General features: G+C 61.7%; 20 protein-coding genes. 9 read left to right on the top strand and 11 right to left on the bottom strand.

Features of this window, described 5'->3' with window-relative positions; all coding sequences use genetic code 11:
- A partial coding sequence (locus ACIQ2A_RS20300) for a PepSY-associated TM helix domain-containing protein (protein ID WP_398482665.1) occupies window positions 1–1,273 on the top strand: 1,273 nt, incomplete at its 5' end.
- Between the two features lie 61 nt (window positions 1,274–1,334).
- Here ACIQ2A_RS20300 and ACIQ2A_RS20295 read toward each other — a convergent pair.
- The 3 genes from ACIQ2A_RS20295 to ACIQ2A_RS20285 form a co-directional block, all read right to left on the bottom strand.
- Window positions 1,335–3,197 (bottom strand): ABC-F family ATP-binding cassette domain-containing protein, encoded by a 1,863-nt coding sequence (locus tag ACIQ2A_RS20295; RefSeq protein ID WP_398482663.1) that lies wholly within the window; start codon window positions 3,195–3,197, stop codon window positions 1,335–1,337.
- 58 nt (window positions 3,198–3,255) lie between these two features.
- Window positions 3,256–3,432 (bottom strand): hypothetical protein, encoded by a 177-nt coding sequence (locus ACIQ2A_RS20290; RefSeq protein WP_398482661.1) that lies wholly within the window; start codon window positions 3,430–3,432, stop codon window positions 3,256–3,258.
- 174 nt (window positions 3,433–3,606) lie between these two features.
- Window positions 3,607–3,891, bottom strand: a complete 285-nt coding sequence (locus ACIQ2A_RS20285; protein ID WP_398482659.1) for a sulfur globule protein precursor — start codon at window positions 3,889–3,891, stop codon at window positions 3,607–3,609.
- A gap of 258 nt (window positions 3,892–4,149) precedes the next feature.
- Here ACIQ2A_RS20285 and ndk point away from each other — a divergent pair, with 258 nt between their 5' ends.
- Together ndk and ACIQ2A_RS20275 are read left to right on the top strand one after the other, a co-directional pair.
- Window positions 4,150–4,572 carry a nucleoside-diphosphate kinase gene (gene ndk, locus ACIQ2A_RS20280; protein ID WP_398482657.1) on the top strand — a complete coding sequence of 141 codons (423 nt, stop codon included), beginning with the start codon at window positions 4,150–4,152 and terminating at the stop codon, window positions 4,570–4,572.
- 89 nt (window positions 4,573–4,661) lie between these two features.
- Window positions 4,662–5,495, top strand: a complete 834-nt coding sequence (locus ACIQ2A_RS20275; protein WP_398482655.1) for a TerC family protein — start codon at window positions 4,662–4,664, stop codon at window positions 5,493–5,495.
- 160 nt (window positions 5,496–5,655) lie between these two features.
- Here the strand turns inward: ACIQ2A_RS20275 and ACIQ2A_RS20270 are convergent, their stop codons facing one another.
- The 3 genes from ACIQ2A_RS20270 to ACIQ2A_RS20260 all read right to left on the bottom strand — a co-directional run bounded on the left by ACIQ2A_RS20270 (window position 5,656) and on the right by ACIQ2A_RS20260 (window position 9,591).
- Window positions 5,656–6,582, bottom strand: coding sequence for a ketopantoate reductase family protein (locus ACIQ2A_RS20270; RefSeq protein ID WP_398482653.1), 927 nt, complete (start codon window positions 6,580–6,582; stop codon window positions 5,656–5,658).
- A gap of 53 nt (window positions 6,583–6,635) precedes the next feature.
- Complete coding sequence (locus ACIQ2A_RS20265; protein WP_398482651.1) at window positions 6,636–7,241, bottom strand: class GN sortase; 606 nt, start codon at window positions 7,239–7,241, stop codon at window positions 6,636–6,638.
- 91 nt (window positions 7,242–7,332) lie between these two features.
- Entirely contained in the window at window positions 7,333–9,591 is a 2,259-nt protein-coding gene (locus ACIQ2A_RS20260; protein WP_398482669.1) for a marine proteobacterial sortase target protein, read from the bottom strand.
- Between the two features lie 192 nt (window positions 9,592–9,783).
- Between ACIQ2A_RS20260 and ACIQ2A_RS20255 the strand changes: the two genes are divergently transcribed.
- Window positions 9,784–10,554, top strand: coding sequence for a multiprotein-bridging factor 1 family protein (locus tag ACIQ2A_RS20255; protein ID WP_398482667.1), 771 nt, complete (start codon window positions 9,784–9,786; stop codon window positions 10,552–10,554).
- A gap of 216 nt (window positions 10,555–10,770) precedes the next feature.
- On the opposite strand, the gene ACIQ2A_RS20250 is transcribed toward ACIQ2A_RS20255, so the two are convergent.
- Window positions 10,771–11,175, bottom strand: a complete 405-nt coding sequence (locus tag ACIQ2A_RS20250; protein ID WP_398482649.1) for a hypothetical protein — start codon at window positions 11,173–11,175, stop codon at window positions 10,771–10,773.
- A 163-nt stretch (window positions 11,176–11,338) separates the two neighbouring features.
- On the opposite strand from ACIQ2A_RS20250, the gene ACIQ2A_RS20245 reads away from it, so the two are divergent.
- Window positions 11,339–13,297 carry an adenylate/guanylate cyclase domain-containing protein gene (locus tag ACIQ2A_RS20245; protein ID WP_398482647.1) on the top strand — a complete coding sequence of 653 codons (1,959 nt, stop codon included), beginning with the start codon at window positions 11,339–11,341 and terminating at the stop codon, window positions 13,295–13,297.
- 28 nt (window positions 13,298–13,325) lie between these two features.
- The gene (locus tag ACIQ2A_RS20240) at window positions 13,326–13,907 is read left to right on the top strand and encodes a TetR/AcrR family transcriptional regulator (RefSeq protein WP_398482645.1); all 582 of its coding nucleotides are present in this window, start codon (window positions 13,326–13,328) and stop codon (window positions 13,905–13,907) included.
- Window positions 13,908–13,933: 26 nt separating this feature from the next.
- Here the strand turns inward: ACIQ2A_RS20240 and ACIQ2A_RS20235 are convergent, their stop codons facing one another.
- Both ACIQ2A_RS20235 and ACIQ2A_RS20230 read right to left on the bottom strand, forming a co-directional pair.
- The gene (locus ACIQ2A_RS20235; RefSeq protein ID WP_398482642.1) at window positions 13,934–14,875 is read right to left on the bottom strand and encodes a fatty acid desaturase; all 942 of its coding nucleotides are present in this window, start codon (window positions 14,873–14,875) and stop codon (window positions 13,934–13,936) included.
- A complete protein-coding gene (locus ACIQ2A_RS20230; RefSeq protein WP_398482640.1) occupies window positions 14,872–15,897 on the bottom strand; it encodes an alpha/beta fold hydrolase in 1,026 nt (341 codons plus the stop codon). Before ACIQ2A_RS20230 ends, ACIQ2A_RS20235 begins: the two co-directional genes overlap by 4 nt.
- Window positions 15,898–16,204: 307 nt before the next feature.
- On the opposite strand from ACIQ2A_RS20230, the gene ACIQ2A_RS20225 reads away from it, so the two are divergent.
- Together ACIQ2A_RS20225 and ACIQ2A_RS20220 are read left to right on the top strand one after the other, a co-directional pair.
- Window positions 16,205–17,041, top strand: a complete 837-nt coding sequence (locus tag ACIQ2A_RS20225; protein ID WP_398482638.1) for an alpha/beta fold hydrolase — start codon at window positions 16,205–16,207, stop codon at window positions 17,039–17,041.
- A gap of 183 nt (window positions 17,042–17,224) precedes the next feature.
- Window positions 17,225–19,222 carry a DNA/RNA non-specific endonuclease gene (locus tag ACIQ2A_RS20220; RefSeq protein ID WP_398482636.1) on the top strand — a complete coding sequence of 666 codons (1,998 nt, stop codon included), beginning with the start codon at window positions 17,225–17,227 and terminating at the stop codon, window positions 19,220–19,222.
- A 49-nt stretch (window positions 19,223–19,271) separates the two neighbouring features.
- Here the strand turns inward: ACIQ2A_RS20220 and purN are convergent, their stop codons facing one another.
- Window positions 19,272–19,922: a phosphoribosylglycinamide formyltransferase gene (gene purN / locus ACIQ2A_RS20215; protein ID WP_398482634.1), complete on the bottom strand. Its 651-nt coding sequence runs from the start codon at window positions 19,920–19,922 to the stop codon at window positions 19,272–19,274.
- Window positions 19,923–19,929: 7 nt separating this feature from the next.
- A complete protein-coding gene (gene purM / locus ACIQ2A_RS20210; RefSeq protein ID WP_398482632.1) occupies window positions 19,930–21,003 on the bottom strand; it encodes a phosphoribosylformylglycinamidine cyclo-ligase in 1,074 nt (357 codons plus the stop codon).
- Window positions 21,004–21,170: 167 nt separating this feature from the next.
- On the opposite strand from purM, the gene ACIQ2A_RS20205 reads away from it, so the two are divergent.
- Window positions 21,171–21,487: CDP-alcohol phosphatidyltransferase family protein (locus tag ACIQ2A_RS20205; RefSeq protein ID WP_398482630.1), on the top strand; the 317-nt coding region annotated here is incomplete at its 3' end.

The following is a 21,487-nucleotide window of genomic DNA, read 5'->3' as shown; positions in this document are numbered from 1 at the left end:
GCTGTTTCTGCTGATGCTGTGCATCACCGGCCTGCCGCTGATCTTCCGCCACGAGATCGATGCGATGCTCGATGGTGGCCCGGCGAAGCCGACACGATCGGAGCAGGCTGCACCGGCAAGTCTCGATATCGCGGCCGGCAACGCACAGCGTGCCTTGCCCGGTCAGTTCATCCAGGCGTTCTTCTGGGATCACGACGACCCCACCGAATTGAGTTTTGTACTGGCTCCAACACCCGGCGCACATCCGACGCAGAATCGCACGCTGCGCGTCGATGCCATGTCGGGCGAGGTGATGAGCGAAGCGAAAACGCGCGAACGCTTCACCTATTTTCTGTTGCGGCTTCACACCGATCTGTTTCTCGGCCTCTACGGCAAACTGTTTCTCGGTGTGATGGGTCTGTTGTTCGTCGTGGCGACCGTCTCCGGCGTCGTGATCTACGGCGTGTCGATGCGGAAACTGTCTTTCGGCACCATGCGTTTCGACCGATCGACGCTGCTGCGGTGGCTCGATCTGCACAATCTGCTCGGCATCGTGACAGTGGCCTGGGTCATGGTGGTCGGCATCACCGGCGTCATCAATACGGGGGCTGATCTCGTCATCAAGGCCTGGCAGAACGGACAACTGGTCGAAATGGTTGGTTCGGTGAAGAACCGGCCACGTCCGCAGGTTCTGGCGTCGGTGCAATCGGCCGTTGATACGGCGCAAGCGACGATCCCGAGCATGAAGCCGTTCTTCGTCGCCTATCCCGGCTCGCTGTTTTCGAGCCAGAGTCACTACATCGTCTTCATGCACGGCAATGCGCCACTCACGGCGCGTCTGCTGACGCCGGTGATGATCGATGCGATGGACGGCCGCTTCGTCGATTCACGCAGCCTGCCTTGGTACGTCTCGACTGTGCTGTTGTCCCAGCCGTTACATTTCGGCGACTATGGCGGATTGCCGCTGAAGATCGTCTGGGCGGTGATGGATATCGCGGCTATCGCGATCCTGATCAGCGGGCTCTATCTGTGGATAGCGCGGCGCGGACGCCGGCTCGCGTCTCGGGAGGCACGAACCGAAGCCGGCGCCATCCGTCACCGCATCGACCTGCGTGCGGTATACCGTATCCCAATCTGGCTGATGGTCGTGTCGTTACTCGGGCTGGTCGTCGCGCTCGTCGGCGATGGGATTTGGAACATCGTGGGCTGGCTCTCCCTCGCGTTGCCCATCTTTGTGGTGGCCCTCAAATATCGGCACGCGAGAAAACCCCATCCGCGCGCACCTGGACCGTGATCTGGCACGGCACATTTTCGCCGCAAGTGTGCCGCCGTGCGGCCGCACGAATTCTCCTCGATCAGGCGCTATTTGCGTCTTCCAGCAGCGCGCTGGCGTTCAACCATTGCTCTTCTGCCCGGGCCAGAGCATCGGCTGCCGCAGCGCGGGCTTTGGTGAGTTGTGCCGCCTGTTTGGGATCTTTCGTAAAGATATCTGGCAAAGCTAATGCGGTATCGATCTTCGCAATGATCCCCGTAATGCGCGCCATTTCGGTTTCGGCTTCGGCGACCTGCTGCTTCGGCGAGCTGCGCTTTTCCTTCGTGCGCACCGGCTTGTCTTCAGTCGCAACACGCTCGCGCGCCGGCGTGCGCGGATCGCGGATCTGCATCACCTGCTTGCGATAGTCTTCGAGGTCACCATCGAAATTGGTGACGGTCTTGTTGGCGACGACCCAGAGTTGATCGGCGCAGGCCTCGATCAGGTAACGGTCATGCGAGACCATGATCACGGCGCCTGGGAATTCGTTGATCGCCTCCGCGAGCATCGCGCGGCTGTCGATGTCGAGATGGTTGGTCGGTTCGTCCAGGATGATCAGGTTCGGGCCGTAGAAAGTCGCAAGGCCGAGCAGCAGGCGGGCTTTCTCGCCGCCGGACAGGCTTTTCACCGTTGTATCAGCAGCCTTGCCGGAGAAGCCGATATTGCCAGCACGCGCGCGGACCTTGGACTCCGGGGCTTCCGGCATCAGCTTTCGGATATGATCATAGACCGATTGCTCCATCACCAGTTCATCGACCTGATGCTGGGCGAAATAGGCGACTGATAGTTTGTCAGCGCGCGTCACCGCGCCGGAAAACGGCTGCAGCTTGTTCGCGATCAGTTTTACGAGAGTCGATTTGCCGTTGCCGTTGGAGCCAAGCAAAGCGATCCGGTCTTCGGTATCGACGCGCAGCGTCACCTTGCTGAGCACGGGCTTGCCGGGCTCATAGCCGATCGAAACATTGTCGAGCGCCAGGATCGGCGGCGACAGCATCTTTTCCGGTGCGGGGAAGTGGATCTCGCGCACGTCATTGCTGACGATGGCCGCGACCGGCTTCATGCGCTCCAGCATTTTCACGCGCGACTGCGCCTGGCGGGCTTTCGATGCCTTGGCTTTAAAGCGATCGACAAAATCCTGCAGCCGCTTGCGCTCGGCTTGCTGGCGTTCAAAATTCTTCGCCTGCAGCGCTTCGCGATTGGCGCGGAATTCTTCGTAATTCGAATAGGTGCCGCGATAATGCACCAGCTTGCCGCGGTCGAGATGCAGGATCTCGTTCACGGAGACATCGAGCAGATCGCGGTCATGGCTGATGACGATCACCGTGCGCGGATAGTTGGCGAGGTGATCCTCCAGCCACAGCGTGCCTTCGAGATCGAGATAGTTGGTCGGTTCGTCCAGCAGCAGCAGGTCGGGCGCCGAGAACAAGGTCGCCGCCAGCGCCACGCGCATACGCCAGCCGCCGGAGAATTCGGAGCAGGAGCGCAGTTGATCCTCAGCCGGGAAGCCGAGGCCGCTCAGGATTGCGGCGGCACGGGCCGGGGCGGAGTGGGCGTCGATATCGACCAGGCGGGTCTGAATGTCGGCGATGCGGTCGGGATCCGTGGCCGTCTCGGCCTCGGCCAGCAGCGCGTGGCGCTCGACATCGGCCTTGAGAACCACGGAAATCAGGCTCTCCGGCCCGTCCGGCGCTTCCTGGGCCAGACTACCAATCCGCCAGCGCGGCGGAATGCTGATGCTACCGCCCTCAAGCGAGAGGTCGCCGCGGATGGCATGGAACAGGGTGGATTTGCCGACACCGTTACGGCCGACGAAGCCGACGCGCGCGCCGGGGGCAATCTGCACCGTGCTTTCGTCGATCAGAAGCCGGCCGGCGATACGGATGGAAATGTCGGTAATGGAGAGCATGCGGCCTTGTCACCGCTGCAGAGCACAAAGGCAACCCGGATTTGCGGGGACCGACCGCTCAGGCGCTGTCTTTGTCGCGCTGCTGGAGTTCGCTGAGGAGCATCTGGAGGTGCGACGGCAGGGAGTCGTCGGTCCCCATATCCCGGCGCAGCCGTTCCCCGATGGCGTTGCGGATTGCCGCGCTGGTGTTGCGGTCCATCTCGTCCTCGCGGTTGGTGGGGAAGGGTGACGTCATAGCCGATCCAAGGTGTGTTCGTTGCCGTACAGATATCAAGGCAAGTCACACGGGTTGAAAATGTTTCCCGTTTCCCGGATTTCAGCGCGAATGGTTCAAAAAAGGGTGAAATATTCACAGGTGCGATGCAAGAACGCCCGGCCGGGAGGGGCCGAGCGTTCCTGTGGTAAATAGTTAGTAGCAGCGATTGATCGTCCGCCAGCGGGGTCCCCACGGGGTGGGAACCACCCGACGGACCCAGCAGCCGCCTCCGCCGTAATAGGCCGGGCCGGCTACAAAGCGCGGCCCTCCGGCAAAACGGGGCGGGCCGCCCCAGCCGCGGTGCCATCCGCCGCCGCCATGCCATCCGCCGCCGTGCCATCCACCATGTCCGCCCCAGGCCGAGGCGGAAGTCGGCGCCAGCGCTGCGGCGCCCAGGGAGGCGGCAGCGACCAAAGTCAATGCAATCTTGCGGAACATCGTCATCTCTCCTCGTCGGCACGTCCGTTGGCCGGTGGATGCCGCCGGAAGCGGGTGGGGCGTGCTGTTGAGATGAAGCTAGGCCCCGGCGGCTGAACGCAGGCCGGCCAGATCTGTCAGAAACGGTTCATCTGCATGACATCTTGGTCATTTTTGCTGTCCAGATGGCAGGAGCGATGCTGACGGATCGCTTGCCGTTCCAGCATGGCGCCGATATAAGCCGCCATCTTTCCAACTATCGTTATTCAAGGATGTATCATGGCCATCGAGCGTACCTTTTCGATTCTGAAGCCCGACGCGACCGAGCGTAATCTGACCGGCGCGATCAATGCGCTGATCGAGAAGGCCGGCCTGCGCATCGTCGCGCAGAAGCGCATCCACATGACCCGCGACCAGGCCGGCACTTTCTACGCCGTCCACAAGGAGCGTCCCTTCTTCGGCGAGCTCGTCGACTTCATGACCTCGGGTCCGGTCGTCGTGCAGGTGCTGGAAGGCGAAGGCGCGATCCTGAAGTATCGCGACGTGATGGGCGCCACCGATCCGTCGAAGGCCGCTGAAGGCACCATCCGCAAGGCTCACGCCAAGTCGATCGGCGAGAATTCGGTGCATGGTTCGGATGCTGCCGAGACCGCTGCGATCGAAATCGCGCAGTTCTTCGCCGGCAACGAGATCGTCGGCTAAGCTTTAGCCGAACGCAACTATCTGCCGGCGCGCGGGGGCGCGCCGGCATTTCCATAAGACGACAACGACGAACAAAAGAGGGGCGCACTGTGGACTGGCTACTGCAAGTTTTCGATCCGGCGACGATCAAGTCGGTTTTCACCCAGTTTCAGCTCGAGATGCAGCAGCCCGCTTTCTGGGTTGCCGTCGGCAAGATCATCTGGATCAACGTGCTGCTGTCGGGCGACAATGCGCTCGTGATCGCGCTTGCCTGCCGCGGCCTCGAGCCGAAACAGCGCATGTGGGGCATGATCCTCGGTGCCGCCGCCGCCGTCATCCTCCGTATCATTTTCACCGGCATTGTCGCCTCGCTGATGGCACTGCCCTATCTCAAGCTCGTCGGTGGTCTCGCGCTGATCGTCATCGCGGCCAAGCTGCTGGTGCCTGAACCGGAAGAAGAGGACGGCGTGAAGGCCGCCTCGAATCTCTGGGCCGCCGTGCAGATCGTGGTCATCGCCGATATCGTGATGAGCCTTGATAACGTGATCGCCGTCGCCGCTGCCGCCAATGGCAGCGTGCCGCTGCTGATCCTCGGCCTCGCCATCAGCGTGCCGCTGATCGTCGCCGGTGCGGCGCTGATCATGGCGCTGCTCACCCGCCTGCCGGTGCTGGTGTGGCTCGGTGCTGCGCTGCTCGGCTGGGTCGCCGGCGAAGTGATCGCTACAGATCCTGCGGTTCTGCCGGCGCTGCACAGCTTCTTCGGTGGTTCGCTGGGCGCCAGCCTCGATGGCGTGTTTGCCTCGCTCGGCAGCGGCATCCGTTTCACCGGTGACGGCACCGGCGGCGAGATCCTCTGCGGTCTGCTCGGCATCTTCGTTGTGCTGGCCGTCGGCGGGCTGTGGCGTCGCCGCAGCCAGGCTGCGCATGCAGGGCATGCGGCGTAAGCTGCTGTGTTAGAAACGAACTTGAACGGGCGCTTCGGCGCCCGTTTTTCGTAGGATGGGTTGAGCGGAGGCGCGAAGCGCCGGAGCGATAACCCATCGGCGGAGTCCGCCACATGGTCGGAATGATGGGTTTTCGCTACGCTCAACCCATCCTACGGCCTCAGCCCAACATCTTCCGCTCGCGTGCCTTCACAATCCCGACCACCGTGTCATTCACCGGCGTCGGCACGCCGAGCGGGTTGCCCAGGCGCGGGATCGAGCCATTGATGGCGTCGATCTCGCAGCGGCGACCGGCCTCGTAATCCAGCAGCATCGATGGCTTGGCATGCGGGATCTTGCCGCCGAGCTTGCGCACATGCGCGACGGGATCGCCGACATCGAGGGTGATGCCGGATGCGCGGGCGACCGCGATCGCTTCCTCGGCGCAGCCGCGCGCGACTTTCCACGCGTCCGCATCATCGATGATCTCGCCGATAGTCAGCCCGGTGGTGCAGGAGGTGCCGGAGAAGGCGACATTCATGATCAGTTTCTCCCACACCATCTGTTTGATGTCGTCGAACAGCGCGACCTTGAATCCGGCCGACTCCCAGATTGTTGCTGACGCCTGCACCAACTGTCTTGGCAGGCCGGCATAACTGCCGAAGCGGATCATCTCCATGCCGTTGTGATGGACATGGCCGGGGCCGCGCATCGATGCGCCGAAACCACCGACAACGCCGACGGCGATGCGATCGGCGCCGATGATGGGAGCTGCGACTTCCGGTGAGCCGAGACCGTTCTGTATGGTTTGCACGATAGTCTCGGGGCCGAGTAGCGGCGCGCAGCTTTGCGCGGCGGCTTCCACATCAAATGCCTTGGTGGCGATGATGACGAGATCGCAGGGGCCGATACCGTCGGTGGTGGTTGCGCCATGGATCGGCACGGTGCGGTCGCCACTGATGCCCTCGCAGCGCAGGCCTTTGGTGTTCATGGCTTCGGCATGATCCGGCCATGCGGTGATCGCGTGGACCTCATGGCCGGCATCGACCATCAAGGCTGCATAGACCGATCCCATCGCGCCGCAGCCGACGATTGCCACTTTCGCCATTCATTCACTCCCTGTCATGCGGCGCTGTTTTGATCGCGCTTCGCCCATGCAGATTACTTCTTCTGTGCGGGATCGAGCAATGCAATCGGAGATGTCGGTTGCTCGCTCAGCAAGGTTGCGTGGACCACGTAGCGCAGCGGTCCCTCGGTGATGGCGTCGAGCGGCCAGCAGGTGGTCAGCGCCAATCCGGTTTCATCGGCACGGGCATCGATGTCCGACGCATCGAAGGGGACGATGGACGTGCCCGTGACCCGGTAGCGAACATGGCGGCCATCGCTGCGTGTCACGTCGATGTCGTCGCCGACCACGACGTCACCGAGAAAACGGAAATGCGTATCGCGATGGGCGGAATAGACCGCGATGCCGGGCTCGCCGGCGTCGGGCGTATTCTCCACATGGCCGGGACCGAAAGCGAGCGCCTGTCCGCTGCTGCCATGCAGCGCTATGGCCCCCGCATGCAGCCGCTTCACTTCGATCCGCGCCACGGGCCAGGTGTCCGCCCACGACCATGGTTTGACGGGGTGGCCGGTGGCGAGCGACGCCGTGAAGGCACGTTCGAGCAGCACTTGTGCGAGCATGGCCTTGGCATGGATGTAGCTACCCTGGCCGAACAGAAAGATGCCGATCAGCGCAAACAAAGCGGCGGTGATGCGGAGCATGGCGATGTCCTTGCGTAATGGGGAAGGGAAAGCGCGCGCGGCCGGGGATGCCGCGCGCGCCGGGAGGAAACGGCCCCTCCCATCGCCGCCGTCAGCGGGGGATCATCCGACGGTGGCGGACCATCACAAGCAGCAGGCTCAATGAGAGCAGCACGAGACCGAGCATCATCTTCAGCTCCGCATCCGTGGCCGTCTTCGGCAGTTGCACGGTGGCGGGCTGCGCGATCTGCACAGGCTGCGGCCGCTTCGCCGTGGCTATCTGGACCGGCTTGCCGTCCGTCTCGGCCCGGCGCTCGGCAGGCGGTCTCGGCAATTGCGGGCGCTCGCCGAACACTTTTGCAAAGTCCCAGCCGGCGGGCAGGTTGGCCGGCAGATCCGAGAGCCTGAGCGGTTCGCCTGCAGGGCGGCTAGGCGTCTTGTCGATGGCCACGAGGCTGGTGAGCCGCGTCACGAGCTGATGTTCGAGGGCGAGCGACAGGATGGCGCTGTCGGCATCGGCGGGCTTGAGCTTGTTGAGCGTGCGCGCCACTTCCGCATCGTCGATCATGCGGCGTGCCCACACTTTGGAAAGACCTTTGCCTTCAGCCGCGCGATCGAGCGGCAGTGTGACGGTCCATGGCTGATCGCCGATGCGGCCCTTGATGGTGACGCTGCCGGCGAGCTTGTCGAGGCGTGCCGCGAGAACCAGAGGTTCGCCGCGATAGAGATCAGGCAGGGCGTTCGGCGTGACATCGGCCTTGGCCTCCGAGAACGAGGCGGTGAGGCCGGTGACGACAGGATTTTCAAGCTTCGCAAACAGGTCGCGCATGCGGGTTTCGACCTGCGCCGTCGAGCCGATATGGGTAAAAGTGCCGCGACCAAGTTCTGCGGCGCGCGTCATCAGGAATGTGTTCGGCGCCGAGCCGATGCCGACCATGAAGATCCGTGAGCGACCTCGCAATGCGGTGATCGTATCGAACAGCTGCTGCTCGTTGCCGATGGCGCCATCGGTCAGGAACACCACCTGGCGCAGCGTGCTGCCGTCAGCATTCGTGTCGTCTGCGAGGGCTGCGCGCATGGCTGGCACCATCTCGGTGCCGCCCTTTGCCTCCAGGCCGCCGACGTAAGACGTGGCATTGTTGATGTGCTGGCTGTCCGCAGGAACGGACGACGGAAACAGCATGTCCATGGTGTGATCGAAGCGGATGACATTGAAGCGATCAGTCGGCTGCAGGCGGCCAAGCGCAGAGGTCAGGCTGGCTTTGGCCTGGGTGATCGATGTGCCGCCCATGGAGCCGGAATTATCGATGACAAAGATGACCTCGCGCGGCATCGGCTTTTGCTCGGCCGTCGCGGCCGGCGGCGTGACATAGGCCAGGAGATAATCGGATTTGCCGAGCTGTTCGCGGAACAGGCCGACTGACGGGGTGGTTTCTGCGGCTGGCTTCCAGCTCAGTTCGAAATCACGATCGGCGGGCACGGCGCCGTCGGCCAGCGTGATGACGCGTGTGGCACTGTCGGGGCTATCGATCTTGACGCGGTGATGTTGGCTGGTGACATCGCCGAGCGGGAAGCCGGCCTGCAGGCGCACGGTGATGGTGGTCGGATTGACTGGCGCGTGCTTCGCGGGATCGAGCACGGGCTGGGTGATGCGGTCGCGATCCGGAACAGGATCGGACGCGGCGGTGCCCCAGCCGCCGCCGTCCTGGCGCAGGTCGACGGTCTGCACGATCGGTGCGGGATTGTAGCGGGGGCCAACCACCATCGGAATCCGCAGCGAGAAGTCGCTGCCGTTCTGATGCACCGGCTCCTGATATTCGATCTGCACCAGCACGGTTTCGCCGGGGCCAATATTGGCGACGGCATTGGTAAAGATGTTCGGTCGCTGCTGTTCGGTCAGTGCCGCTTTCTGACCGGCCTGCTTGGCCTGCTCATAGATGGCGCGGGCCTGTGCGCGCTCCTTGATGTCGCCGACCACGACGCGGTCGCCGATCACCAGTTTGAGCGTATCCACGGCGCCGCCTTGCGGCAGCGGATACATGTAGGTCGCCTCCACCCAATCATTGGTCGGATTGCGGAAGATTTGCGTGACGCGGGCGCGCATGGTCGGGCCGGACACGCTGAGGTCGACATCGATGCCGAGGCGGGTGGCTTCGGCGTTGCCAGTTTCCGACTTGATGATGAGCGAGCCGGAGCGGGGCGCGTCATCGCCTGTGGCCGACCAGGCCGGGCTAAGGTCGAACAGCAACAGGCCGATGCCGAGCAGGAACGCGGCGACGCCGCCGAGCGCGAACAGCAATATCTGTTCGATCAGGTCCGGCAACCCAGTGACGCCGCGCTCGTCGGCATCGTGGTGGTCGTAATCGATGATGGTCATGTCAGGCACTCCCGAAGGCATTGCGATGACCAAGTCTTGCGGGACGCTGATCGGGCGGACGAGCGTGATGATCGGCATTGATTGGCCGGTCACCGCCGCACATGCGCATCCGGCCATGCGGGCATGTGCGGTTTTGTGCTGGGTTGTCCGTCTGCTAATGTGCTGGGCGAAATGACAGGGATGACGATGCAGACGCCGGACAAGCAGCTTTCCGACGAACAGAGCCGGGAAATTGCCGCCATCATTCGCGAGGAACTCGCGCGTCGCCGCATCTCGCGGCAGACACTGGCCGAGCAGGCCAAGCTCAGCATCTCCACGCTGGAGAAAGCGCTGGGAGGCCGGCGGCCCTTTACGCTCGCAACAACAGTGCGTTTGGAGGAAGCGCTCGGCGTATCGCTGCGCAAGGGCGCAGATGCGCCGGTGGTCGCCGTGGCGAGCAACGGCAATGGCGATGTCGCGCCCGACAGTCTTGGCGCCTATTCGCGGCGCTCCATGAGCTGGATCGCCGGCGCCTATGTCACGCTGCGGCCGTCATTCGGCGAGGCTGGATCGATCTATGCCTATCGCACCGAGATCGCGTGGGACGCCATGGGCTCCTGCTACGAGTTTCGCGAGGCCGAGCGGCAGGATGCGGCCTATACGCAGTTTGGCGAAGTCTCGGTGCCGAACCAGTCCGGCCACATCTATTTCGTCACCAACCGCAACGGCCAGTTTCGCCTGATCACGGTGTCGCGGCCGACCATTGCCGGCGAGATGTATGGGATCATCAACACGCTGCTGGCAGGGCGCGGCTCGCTGCTGACCCCGATCGCCGCACCCATCGCCTATGTGCCGATGGCGGGGATCGCTGAGCCCAACTACGGGCGCATCGCAGCAGGCACGCCCAACTACGATCTGTATCGTGCGCATCTACAGAAGATCATGGACGAGCCCTTCGCCATGTTCCTGCAAGGCTAGAGCTGTTTTGGATTGAGACTACTCAGTCCTCATGGCGAGGAGCGCGCCTCTTGGTGCGCGTCTCGAACCATGGAGCTTGGCGCCATCCTTCGAGACGCGGTCGAAGACGACCGCTCCTCAGGATGAGGGAGTTCTCGCTGAGGCCGAATCATTTCAAGGCGAAATTGGTCCAGCTTCGACAAGGATAGCGGCGCGGATCACCGCGCCGCGTCGCGCTCAGGACTTCTTCTTTTTCGGCTTGGCCTTGGCCTTGGGTGCTGCGGCCTTCTTACCCTTTGCAGCTTTCTTGGCCGGCTTGGGAGCTTTCTCGGCCGCCTTCTCCGCAGCCTTGGCAGCGTCCGCGACAGCCTTCGCTGCAGAGACTTCCGCGGCCATCCGCATCGACCGTGCAAAACTGTCAGCGGCGTTGTCGGCGGAGATTTGCAGGCGGCGGGCGGCAGCGGTGCCTTGCTCGGTCACATCCCTGGCGGCCTGCTTGTAGCGTTCCTTGGTGCCAGCATCTTTCGCCTTGGCGGCGAGGCCGTTGAAGTGATCGCGCCGTGCCTTGATGGCGGCGAGGATGGTTTTGTTCTGCTGCTTTGCGGTCTGCCTGATGACCACATCGATATCGGCGCCCGCCATATCCTGTTTCCTTAATGATCGGTTAAACACTTGTGCGCCTAGACTATGCGGATACCGCTTAAACTTTGCAATCAGCGGTACGCCGGCATAATGCTTGGGCGATCGAGCAATCGCATAGCACCGATAATGTTCGAGTTTTGCTAACGCGGGCGGCCTCGCAGTGATGAAACACACGCAGTGGCGCGTCAGTTTCCGGACATCGATCATCGCGGTGTTCGTCGGCATCGTGCTGACCGTCGGGCTGGCGCTGCTCTATCTCAGCTTCAGCCGCGTCAACGCCATCGTCCGCACTGCTGCATCGTCCTATCTCGGCTCGGTGGCGCAATCCTCTGCGGACCGGATCGATGGCCAGTTGAAATCGGTCCGCGACAATCTCGATATCCTGCGCGGCATGCCGTCGGTCCAGGCCGCCGATATCAGCGACAACCAGCGCCTCTACAACCTGCTGGCCTCGATGCTGCGGAATAACCGACAGCTTGGCAGTCTCTACATGGGCTATGACGACGGCTCGTTTCTCGAAATGGATTTCATCGAGCGTTTGGGCCCCGAAGCCCGCAAGCGCATGGGGGCGCCGGAGGCGGCGGCTTTCAGGATGTTCCTGATCGTCAAGTCGGGACCGACCGGCGCACGTCAGGCATCGACGGCTTATATTGATGGCTCCTTGCGAGTGCTGCAGCGAGTGCCGGGTCCGGACGATTACGATCCGCGCAAGCGGCCCTGGTATGCCGGCGCGTTCGAGCCCGATGCTGCGTTGCTCACGGCGCCTTACATTTTCCATCTGATCGGCAATGTCGGCTACACGCTGCGCCTTCCCATCAGCGGCGACGGCGCAGGTGTCGTTGCCGGCGATATCCTGATCGGCGAAGCCGAGACGATGCTGCGCCAACAGGGGCTGGGCAAATCCGGCGTCGCCTTTCTGTTCGACGAAGCGGGCCGGGTGCTTGCGCATCCCGATCTGTCGAAATGGCTGGGCGCGCGGGTGACCGGCGATCACCTGCCGGATCTGCCGCGCCTCGCGGATGTCGATAAAGTAGGGGCGTCGTCAGCAATCGAAGCCTGGCGCAAGACTGGGCAATCCGAACAGTTTTTCAAAGACCGGAACGGCCGCGAATATCTGGCGGCGATCCAGCCCGTGAATGTGGCCGGGACAGCGGATCTGCGGGTGATCGTCTTTGCGCCCATCGATGAATTCTATTCGGACATCGTGGCCGAGCGACGCTCGCTCATTATCGTCGCGATGCTGATGCTGCTGACGGCATTGCCGCTGGCCTTCCTGATCGGCAACCGGCTGTCGCTGTCGCTGCGCATTCTGGCGCGCGAGGTGGATCGCATCCAGCGCTTCCGCTTCTCGACCATGCCGCGGCTGCGGTCGCCGATCCGCGAGATCGACGATCTCGGCCGCTCCGTCTACACGATGCGCTCGCTGGTGCAGACTTTTTCGCATTTCGTGCCGAAGCGGCTGGTGCAGCAATTGGTGGAGACCGGTGACTCCATGGAGCTCGGCGGTACGCGGCGCGAGGCGACGATCCTGTTCACCGATGTCGAGAATTTCACCAGCCTGACCGAGGAGAAAGATCCGACGCAGGTGATGCTCTACACATCGCGTTACTTTGCTGCGATCTCCAACGTCATCGCGGCAAATCAAGGTACGGTCGATAAGTTCATCGGCGATGCGGTGATGGGAATCTGGAACGCACCCGTCGAATATGACGACCATGTCCTGCAGGCCTGCGAGGCGGTGCTGCGTTGTATCGAGGTCAATCAGGCTCTGAACGAGGAGTTCGAGCGGGAGGGCTGGCCGGCTTACAACACGCGCTTCGGGATCCATGTTGGCGATACCATGATCGGCAATATCGGCTCTTCCGATAGAATGAATTATACGGCACTCGGCGCGACGGTGAATCTGGCATCGCGCCTGGAGACGCTCAACAAGGACTATGGAACGCGGGCGCTGGTCAGCCAGGCCGTGAAAGACGCGGCCGAAGCCCGCTTCACATTCCGCAGTGTGGCAACCATCAAGCCGAAGGGATTTGCCAGGGAGGTCGGCGTCTATGAGTTGCTTGGGCGCCGCAGGGATGCGCCGGCTCTGCCTTTGACGGATGTCGTCAGTCCCGCTGTTTGATCGCGCTATTTCGCGCTATAGGACTTTCATGTCCGATATCAAACCGATCCGCCGCGGCCGCCCGCGCTCCGTTGAAACGGAGGAGGCGATTCTCGATAGCGCCTATCGCATGATGGCAATCGATGGTCTCACTGCTGCGACCATCGATGCGATCGCGCGCGAATCCGGCGTGTCGAAGATGACCATCTACAAATGGTGGCCATCACGCGAGGCACTGCTGATCGATGCCTTCCTGAAGCAGGCGGCGAGCATGTTGCCAATCCCGGAAAGCGGCGATGCCATCGCGCGCATCAGTCGGCACGCAGCGGCCTATGCCGCCGCACTGAGCGGCGAGTTCGGCAAGGTGCAACTGGCTGTGATTGCCGAATGCATCGCGCGCACGGGATCGGCGCGCATGTTCTCGGAACGCTATCTTGGCGCTCGCCGCGATATTACGGTGGCGATCATCAAGGCCGGTCAGAAGGACGGTTGTGTGACGTCACCGGAGCCCGCAACGGACCTCTATGATCGCATCTATGGAACGTTGTTTTATCAGGACGCATTCGGTTTTCGAGCTGTCACGGCTGACCATGCGCGGAAACTGGTGAAGTCGGTATTGTCAGGCGCGTAGGGTGGGCATGCTGCGCTTTGCCCACCCTACAGGCCACGCGCGCGGCGAAACCAGGCAAAGGTCTCGCGGGTAACGCGGCGATAGCCGCGGCCGCGATGCAGGATGCGATCATCGACAATGGCATTCAGCTTTGGCAAAGCGTGAAAGGGCACCGACGGATAGGCGTGGTGCTCCACATGGAACGGCATGTTCCAGCTGAACCACTTCATCAAGGCGCCGGTGTAAGTGGTGCGGGTATTTTCGAAAGCGCTGCGGGTATGTTCGCAGCCGGTATGCTCGGCATAAAGATAGGGCCGCAGGAACAGCTGGCCGACGATCAATGGCAGCACCCAGCACCACAACAGCACGGTCGTGTGCAGGGCGACCGATCCAGCCAACAGCAACAGATAGACCAGCGCATAGATGCGCGCTTCGCGGACGACGAGGCCGCGCTTGTTCTCCGGAATCCATGGCGCAACAGCCTGTCCCGTAAAGGCGCGGCGAAGCAGCAGGCGGATGCGGTTGGTAAGCTGGATGATGCCCGTATAGGCGATCGCCAGCTTGGTATCCGATGACGGGATGGTCGCGGTCACCAGTTCTGGGTCGCGATCGGGATCCTGGGTGAAGCGATGATGATCCCAGTGAAACAGCGCGTAATATTCATAGGGATGCACGATCAGAAACGATGAGAGATGACCGAGGATTTCATTGGCAAGACGGCTGGTGAAAACCGTTTTGTGTGCGGCTTCGTGTACGGGCATGAACAGGAAGGCGATGAGATAGCCCTGGACCGCAACCAGCGGCAACGCCCAGATCGCGCCATAGCGTGAGACGGTCAGCCAGATCGCGGTACCGACGACCAAGATCGCGCCATAATGGCTCAGTGACCGCACGGTGCCCGGCAGATTGGCACGGATGGACAGGTCTTTGAGCTGTGCAGGCGTCAGCGCACGCACGGGCTTGTGATGATGGGTATCGATGGTTGTCATGTGTCGAGGAAAGCCTTGATCTTGGCGTTCAGGAATGCCTTGTCCGCGGGGACCTTGATCGGATTGCCGGCGCGGTGGCCGTGCAGCGAGGGGATCGGGCAAAGCTCCGCCGAGCGCGCATTGGTGAGCAAAGGCAGCTCGGCCTCGTTATCGCCGACCTGGAAATAATCGTCGGTGGCGCCCGGCATCAGCAGCACGCGGGTCTTGATGGCCGCCATTGCCTTGCTGAAGTCGCCGCCGAATTCGGCACACTTGCTGATATCACCATTCTGCCACGTCCAGAGTTGGGCGAGAATGTTGTTGGCATCGCGATGTGCAAAGGCCATGTCCCATGAGCGGCTGAGGTAATCCTCCAGCGACGTGAAGCCGCCCTCGCGCCAGAGTTCGTCGCGGTAGAATCCGTGCGACATCGCCCAGCCGGCATAAACACGCCCCATGGCACGCAGGCCTGCAGCGGGGCGAGAGGTGAAGCGGCCATCGGTAAAAGCCGGATCGGCGGTGATCGCGGCGCGGACGCTTTCCAGAAACACGGTGTTGAATGGCGAGCATCGAGCGCTGCCGCAGACGACGGCTGCACGTTCCACCATGTCGGGATAGCGCGCGGCCCAGTGATAGGCCTGCATGCCGCCCATCGACCAGCCATAGACCATAGCGAGGCGCGGGATGCCAAAATGCTCGGTGACCAGGCGATGCTGGACCGCGATGGCGTCGTGATAGGTAATCGTCGGATAGTCCGCGTCAAAGCCAGGCGTATTCGACGGCGACGAAGAAAGTCCGTTGCCGAACAAGTTCGGAATGATGACAAAATAACGCTCCGGATCGAGCGCTGCGCCCGGCTCGATCAGCCATTCCGTGTCATAGTGCTGGGCGGCAAACGAGGTCGGATAGAGGATGGCATTCGACTTGTCGGCATTGAGCCGGCCATAGGTCTTGTAAGCCAGTTTGAGGTCGCTGAAGACCCTGCCGGATTGCAGCGTCACGTCTCCGGCGTCGAAGATGTCGTAATCGGGTGATACGCTCATGCGAGAGTTTCCAGAAAGCGATGGCCATTGCGCGTCGCGCAATTGAGACAAGTCAATAACTGGACCATAAGTACAATAAATAGCAGGCGGCAACGGCAAAATACGGGAGAGGCGCCGCAATTGCGGGCAGCAACCTGCTTGTTCTTTGCGCGATGCTGCGGTGCACGAATGTCCAAGACACGGATGGAACGGACAATGTACTGACGTCACGGTGGCGCTGATTGCAGGATTTCTTGGGCGTTTCAACGTCTTGCAGGTGCGGCGCCTTTCGATCCGATCGGATTCCAAGCCAGCAAGGAGCCTCGATATGCCAACCATCACCACCAAAGACGGGACGGAGATTTTCTACAAGGATTGGGGACCGAAGGATGCGCAGCCGATCATGTTCCATCACGGCTGGCCGCTGTCGTCGGACGACTGGGATGCGCAGATGCTGTTCTTTCTCAAGAATGGCTACCGGGTCGTTGCCCATGACCGCCGTGGCCATGGCCGCTCGGCGCAGGTCTCCGAAGGTCACGACATGGATCACTACGCTGCCGACGCCTTTGCGCTCGTCGAGGCGCTCGATCTGAAAAACGCCGTTCATATCGGCCATTCCACCGGCGGCGGCGAAGTCGCTCGCTATGTGGCCAAACACGGTGAGCCGTCGGGCCGCGTCGCCAAGGCGGTGCTGGTATCCGCCGTGCCGCCGATCATGGTGAAGACTGAGGCCAATCCCGAGGGACTGCCGATCGAAGTGTTCGACGGCCTGCGCGCCGCGCTCGCTGCCAACCGCGCGCAGTTTTTCGTGGATCTTCCGGCCGGCCCTTTCTACGGATTCAACCGCGAAGGTGCGAAAGTTTCGCAGGGCGTGATCGACAACTGGTGGCGTCAGGGCATGATCGGCAGCGCCAAGGCGCACTATGAGGGCATCAAAGCGTTCTCGGAAACCGACCAGACCGAGGACCTCAAGGCCATCTCGGTGCCAGTGCTGGTGCTGCATGGCGATGACGACCAGATCGTGCCTTATCAGGACGCCGGCGTCCTGTCCGCCAAGCTGGTGAAGAACGGCACGCTAAAAATCTATCCGGGCTATCCGCACGGCATGCTCACGACGCATGCGGACGTGATCAATCCGGACCTGCTGGCTTTTGTAAAAGGCTGAGCGACATGCCAGAGGGCGCTGCGGTGACAAACCGCTGCGCCCTTTAGCGCGCCGACGAGCTTGCGCGCCTGCACCGACTGTCAGAGATGGCGTTGTTGTGCTATTCATCAACCCAAGGTAGATTAAGGTCTGGCGGAGGTCTGGATCTGTCCGACCGGCTGCGGTGACCTTGGGGAGGGGCGAATGCAGATCGGCCGTGATATCCAGAATGCGCGGCGCGGTAGCGACCGGCGGGACATTGTTCCCACCACATCTCATGCACTTGCAATTCAACTCCAGAAAATCATCAGGCAGGCTGAGTCCGGAAAGACGTCATCGGCGGGCCGAGACAAGCGGGCTGATCGAGCAAAGCGGGACAAAGACCTTGATGTGCGCGCGGGTTTGATTCAGGCACCGCGCAGCGATCCCAACGGCCTGGAACGACTGATCGGCAGAAGTGATTTGCTGTCGATCAATTTTCTCGACCTAGGCAAACGCGCGGCGGCGGCTGTTTGCCGTATAAAAGTCCCGACCAATGGCGGCGCCTGGTATGGTACGGGCTTCCTCGTCGGTCCACGCTTGCTGGTAACCAATAATCATGTGTTGGGCGATGCGGACGAAGCCAGCCAGTGCGAAGCGCAATTCGGCTATGAACACGATGCCGATGGCGTGCTGCAAAATCCCGTCTGCTTCAATCTGCGTCCTCACGAGATTTTCTACACCAATCCTGATTTAGACATCACATTTGTCGCGGTGACGCCGCTGTCCGATCAAGGCGTTTCACTCGATCGTTATGGGCGCCTGCCATTGCTGCCGCTCCGCGGTAAGACGCTGGACGGCGAGTGGGTGACGATTATTCAGCACCCAGGCAGTGAGCCTAAGCAGATCGCGATACGGTCCACGCAGATCGTCAAGCTAGACAAGAAGCTTGCTGCGAGCCTCAAGGTTGAAAATTTTATCCACTACTCGACAGATACCGAACCAGGATCGTCTGGCGCTCCGGTGCTCAACGATCAGTGGCAGGTTCTGGCCGTGCATCATAAGGCAGTGCCGGCGCCGCAGAAAAATGCGACCAGACCAAATGCCGAGCCGATCTGGATCGCCAATGAGGGCATACGTGTCAGCGCGATATTCGAGCTGCTCCAAAGCGACCGTATCAACAATCCGCAAGCTGACCTCGTTCTCGACCGCTTGGGAGTGGCGTTGGGGTTTCTGCCTTTGCCGGATGGCGCGGAGCGCGCTGAACTTGCCTTCGAAGCCGATCACAAGCCGCTCCCCGCCAAAAGATGGACGAACGTAAAAGGTTATGATCCTGCGTTTCTCGGTGCCGGCTCGAATATCGAACTTGCGAAAATCTACGCGCCGATTTTGGCAGAAGGCAACGTAGCGCCGCTGCTGGGGAAGTCGTCGAAACACGAACTCGCTTACCGACATTTCTCGGTCGTCATTCACAAGGCACGTAAATTTCCTCTACTAACGGCCGTCAATATAGACGGAGCAAATCTGAAGCGTCCCGAGAAGCGCAAGAACACCTGGCGCCGGGATGTCCGCATTGCCGACGAATATCAGCCTGCAGGAAATTTCTACGAAAGGAACAAAGGAGATGATCCCGTTCCATTCAGCCGAGGTCATCAGGTGAGGCTTCTCGATCCCTGCTGGATGACCTCCATTGGTACAGGTGCTGCAGTTGAAATAGAGCAATGTATGGAAGATACATTTCACTACACCAACGCGGCCCCGCAATTCCAGAAATACAACGACACCGACTGGGGCAATCTGGAAGATTACATATTGGACAAGGCGCAAACCACTGAGAGAAAGCTTTCGGTGTTTACTGGGCCGATCTATCGCGATGACGATCCGCTCTATGGCCAGCATCGTGAGGGCGGGCCATGGCGAATTCCGCTGACCTTCTGGAAGATCGCAGTGCTGAGAAAGACGACAGAGAAGATTGTCGCTGCCGCCTTTGTTGTCGGACAACTCGAATACATAAAGGCGCTCTACGAAGCGAAAGTCTTTACTGGACTGACGCCGTATTCCGTCGAAGAGATGAAGAAGCGGACCATTCAGACGACGATTGCGGCCGTCGAGAATGCGTCAGGGTTGAATTTCTCGATGCTGAAGCAATTCGATGCGCATGGATCGCTGGAATCGACCCGCAAGACGCGCGTCATCAGCAATCTTGCAGATATTACGATCTAGCCGAGAAATGGTCCGTTTGCTTGGTCCGTAGATTTGCCGGGGGAACGCGTCAAATCACAGTCGGCGCGATCAGGCTGTCTTCGGCATCGACGCCGGCGGTGCTGGTCGTCACGTCGCCGGTGATCTTGATGCCATCCGTCGCCAGCAGTCGCAGCGCCTGCGGATAGATCTGATGCTCCACGCTGAGCACCCGGGCCGCCAGCGTGTCGGCGGTGTCGTCAGCGGCCACAGGCACCGCGCCCTGCATCACGATCGGCCCGGCATCGGTTTCCGGGATGACGAAATGCACGGTGGCGCCCGAAATCTTCACGCCGGCGCGGAGCGCCTGGCCGTGGGGGTCGAGGCCGGGGAAGGATGGTAGCAATGACGGATGGATGTTCAGCATCCGGCCATACCAGCGCTGCACGAACTCCGCCGTGAACAGGCGCATGAAGCCGGCGAGGCAGATCACCTCGATCTTGTGCTCGTCGAGGGCTGCCTGCAGCAGCTTCTCGAAGCCGGCGCGGTCCTTGCCGAATGGCTTGCTCTCGATCACCAGCGTCTTGATGCCATTGGCCTCGGCATTGGCAAGGCCGGGCGCATCCGCGCGGTTCGAGATCACCAGGGCGATCTGGGCGGGGAAGCCGTCAGCAGCGGCGGCTTCGATCAGCGCGGACATGTTCGAGCCGCGGCCGGAAATCAGGATGGCGACGGGGCGCATCACGGCCTCACAGTTTCAGGTCGAGATGCCCGTCATAGACCACGCGCTCGTCGCCCTTGGCCTCAACCACGTCGCCGAGCAGCGAGACGGTCTCGCCGGCTTCGCGCAGGATATCCATCACCTCTTGCACGGCGTCGGGCTTGACGATGGCGATCATGCCGATGCCGCAATTGAACGTGCGCAGCAGTTCGAGCTCGGCGATGTCGCCTTCCGCAGCCAGCCACTTAAACACCGGCAGGACATTGAGGGCAGGCAGGTCGATGCGAACGCCGAGATCCTTCGGCAGCACGCGCGGGATGTTGTCGGTAAAGCCGCCGCCGGTGATATGGGCGAGCCCCTTCACGGCGCCGGTCTCGCGGATCGCGCGCAGGCAGGATTTCACATAGAGCTTGGTCGGGGTCAGCAGCGCACCGCCCAGCGTCATCACGGGCGAGAACGGCGCCTTGTCGGCATATGAGAGGCCAGTGCGCTCGACGATTTTGCGAACAAGCGAAAAACCGTTGGAATGCACGCCCGACGACGCGAGGCCGATGACGGCGTCGCCGACGGCCATGTCCTTGGTCGGCAGCAGGGTGCCACGTTCGGCCGCGCCGACCGAAAAGCCGCCGAGGTCATAGTCGCCGTCCTTATAGAGGCCGGGCATTTCGGCGGTCTCGCCGCCGATCAGCGCGCAGCCGGATTCCCGGCAACCTTCGGCGATGCCGGCAACGATGGAGGCGGTGGCTTCAGGGTCGAGCTTGCCGCAGGCAAAGTAGTCGAGGAAGAACAGCGGCTCGGCGCCCTGGACGACGAGGTCGTTGACGGACATGGCGACGAGGTCAATGCCGATGCCGTTATGCACATTTGCCTCGATGGCGATCTTGACCTTGGTGCCGACGCCATCGGTGGCGGCCACCAGGATCGGATCCTTGAAGCCGGCTGCCTTGAGGTCGAACAGGCCGCCAAAACCGCCGATCTCGGCATCGGCGCCGGGGCGGGCAGTGGCGCGCACCATCGGCTTGATGAGGTCCACCAGACGATTGCCGGCATCGATGTCGACGCCTGCATCCGCGTAAGTGAGGCCTTTTTTCTGGTCGGTCATGCCCGGTATCCTGGCGAAGTGCGAAATTGTGAATTTTCCGCTGGTTACGTCGTAAATTGCGGTCGCGCAATGGCTCGTAAACGCTATCCCGGCTACTATCTAGGCGTTACGCCGGTCAGGGCAGCGATGCCCGGATTCTGGCACGATCCGCAGCCGGAAAGCGCCAGTTGAGTATCCCGAATATCATCACTTTGGGCCGCATTCTGCTGGTTCCCATCGTCGTCTGGGCGATCGCATCCGGCCAGATGGAGATAGCCTTTGCGGTCTTCGTGATCGCCGGGGTCAGTGATGCCGTGGATGGCTTCCTCGCCAAACGCTTCAACATGGCCAGCGAACTCGGCGCGTTGCTCGATCCGCTGGCTGACAAGGCCCTTCTGGTGTCGATCTATGTGTCCCTGGGGATATGGGGGGCAGTACCGCGCTGGCTGGTGATTCTGGTGGTGTCGCGGGATATCATGATCGTGGGCGCCGTGATCGTTTCCTG

Origin of the sequence: Tardiphaga sp. (assembly GCF_044336785.1) — a bacterium.
GTDB lineage: Bacteria > Pseudomonadota > Alphaproteobacteria > Rhizobiales > Xanthobacteraceae > Tardiphaga.
The sequence above is the reverse complement of the archived record's forward strand: the minus strand, read 5'-3'. Positions and strand labels throughout refer to the sequence as shown.

Coding starts and splice junctions, on each gene's coding strand:
- ACIQ2A_RS20250 (WP_398482649.1), bottom strand. CDS start 11,175: ATGGCGGGCGCCGATATCGATGTGGTCATCAGGCAGACCGCAAAGCAG.
- ACIQ2A_RS20265 (WP_398482651.1), bottom strand. CDS start 7,241: ATGCTCCGCATCACCGCCGCTTTGTTTGCGCTGATCGGCATCTTTCTG.
- ACIQ2A_RS20295 (WP_398482663.1), bottom strand. CDS start 3,197: ATGCTCTCCATTACCGACATTTCCATCCGTATCGCCGGCCGGCTTCTG.
- purM (WP_398482632.1), bottom strand. CDS start 21,003: ATGACCGACCAGAAAAAAGGCCTCACTTACGCGGATGCAGGCGTCGAC.
- ACIQ2A_RS20225 (WP_398482638.1), top strand. CDS start 16,205: ATGCCAACCATCACCACCAAAGACGGGACGGAGATTTTCTACAAGGAT.
- purN (WP_398482634.1), bottom strand. CDS start 19,922: ATGCGCCCCGTCGCCATCCTGATTTCCGGCCGCGGCTCGAACATGTCC.
- ACIQ2A_RS20235 (WP_398482642.1), bottom strand. CDS start 14,875: ATGACAACCATCGATACCCATCATCACAAGCCCGTGCGTGCGCTGACG.
- ACIQ2A_RS20290 (WP_398482661.1), bottom strand. CDS start 3,432: ATGACGTCACCCTTCCCCACCAACCGCGAGGACGAGATGGACCGCAAC.
- ACIQ2A_RS20255 (WP_398482667.1), top strand. CDS start 9,784: ATGCAGACGCCGGACAAGCAGCTTTCCGACGAACAGAGCCGGGAAATT.
- ACIQ2A_RS20270 (WP_398482653.1), bottom strand. CDS start 6,582: ATGGCGAAAGTGGCAATCGTCGGCTGCGGCGCGATGGGATCGGTCTAT.
- ACIQ2A_RS20240 (WP_398482645.1), top strand. CDS start 13,326: ATGTCCGATATCAAACCGATCCGCCGCGGCCGCCCGCGCTCCGTTGAA.
- ACIQ2A_RS20245 (WP_398482647.1), top strand. CDS start 11,339: ATGAAACACACGCAGTGGCGCGTCAGTTTCCGGACATCGATCATCGCG.
- ACIQ2A_RS20230 (WP_398482640.1), bottom strand. CDS start 15,897: ATGAGCGTATCACCCGATTACGACATCTTCGACGCCGGAGACGTGACG.
- ndk (WP_398482657.1), top strand. CDS start 4,150: ATGGCCATCGAGCGTACCTTTTCGATTCTGAAGCCCGACGCGACCGAG.
- ACIQ2A_RS20285 (WP_398482659.1), bottom strand. CDS start 3,891: ATGTTCCGCAAGATTGCATTGACTTTGGTCGCTGCCGCCTCCCTGGGC.
- ACIQ2A_RS20220 (WP_398482636.1), top strand. CDS start 17,225: ATGCAGATCGGCCGTGATATCCAGAATGCGCGGCGCGGTAGCGACCGG.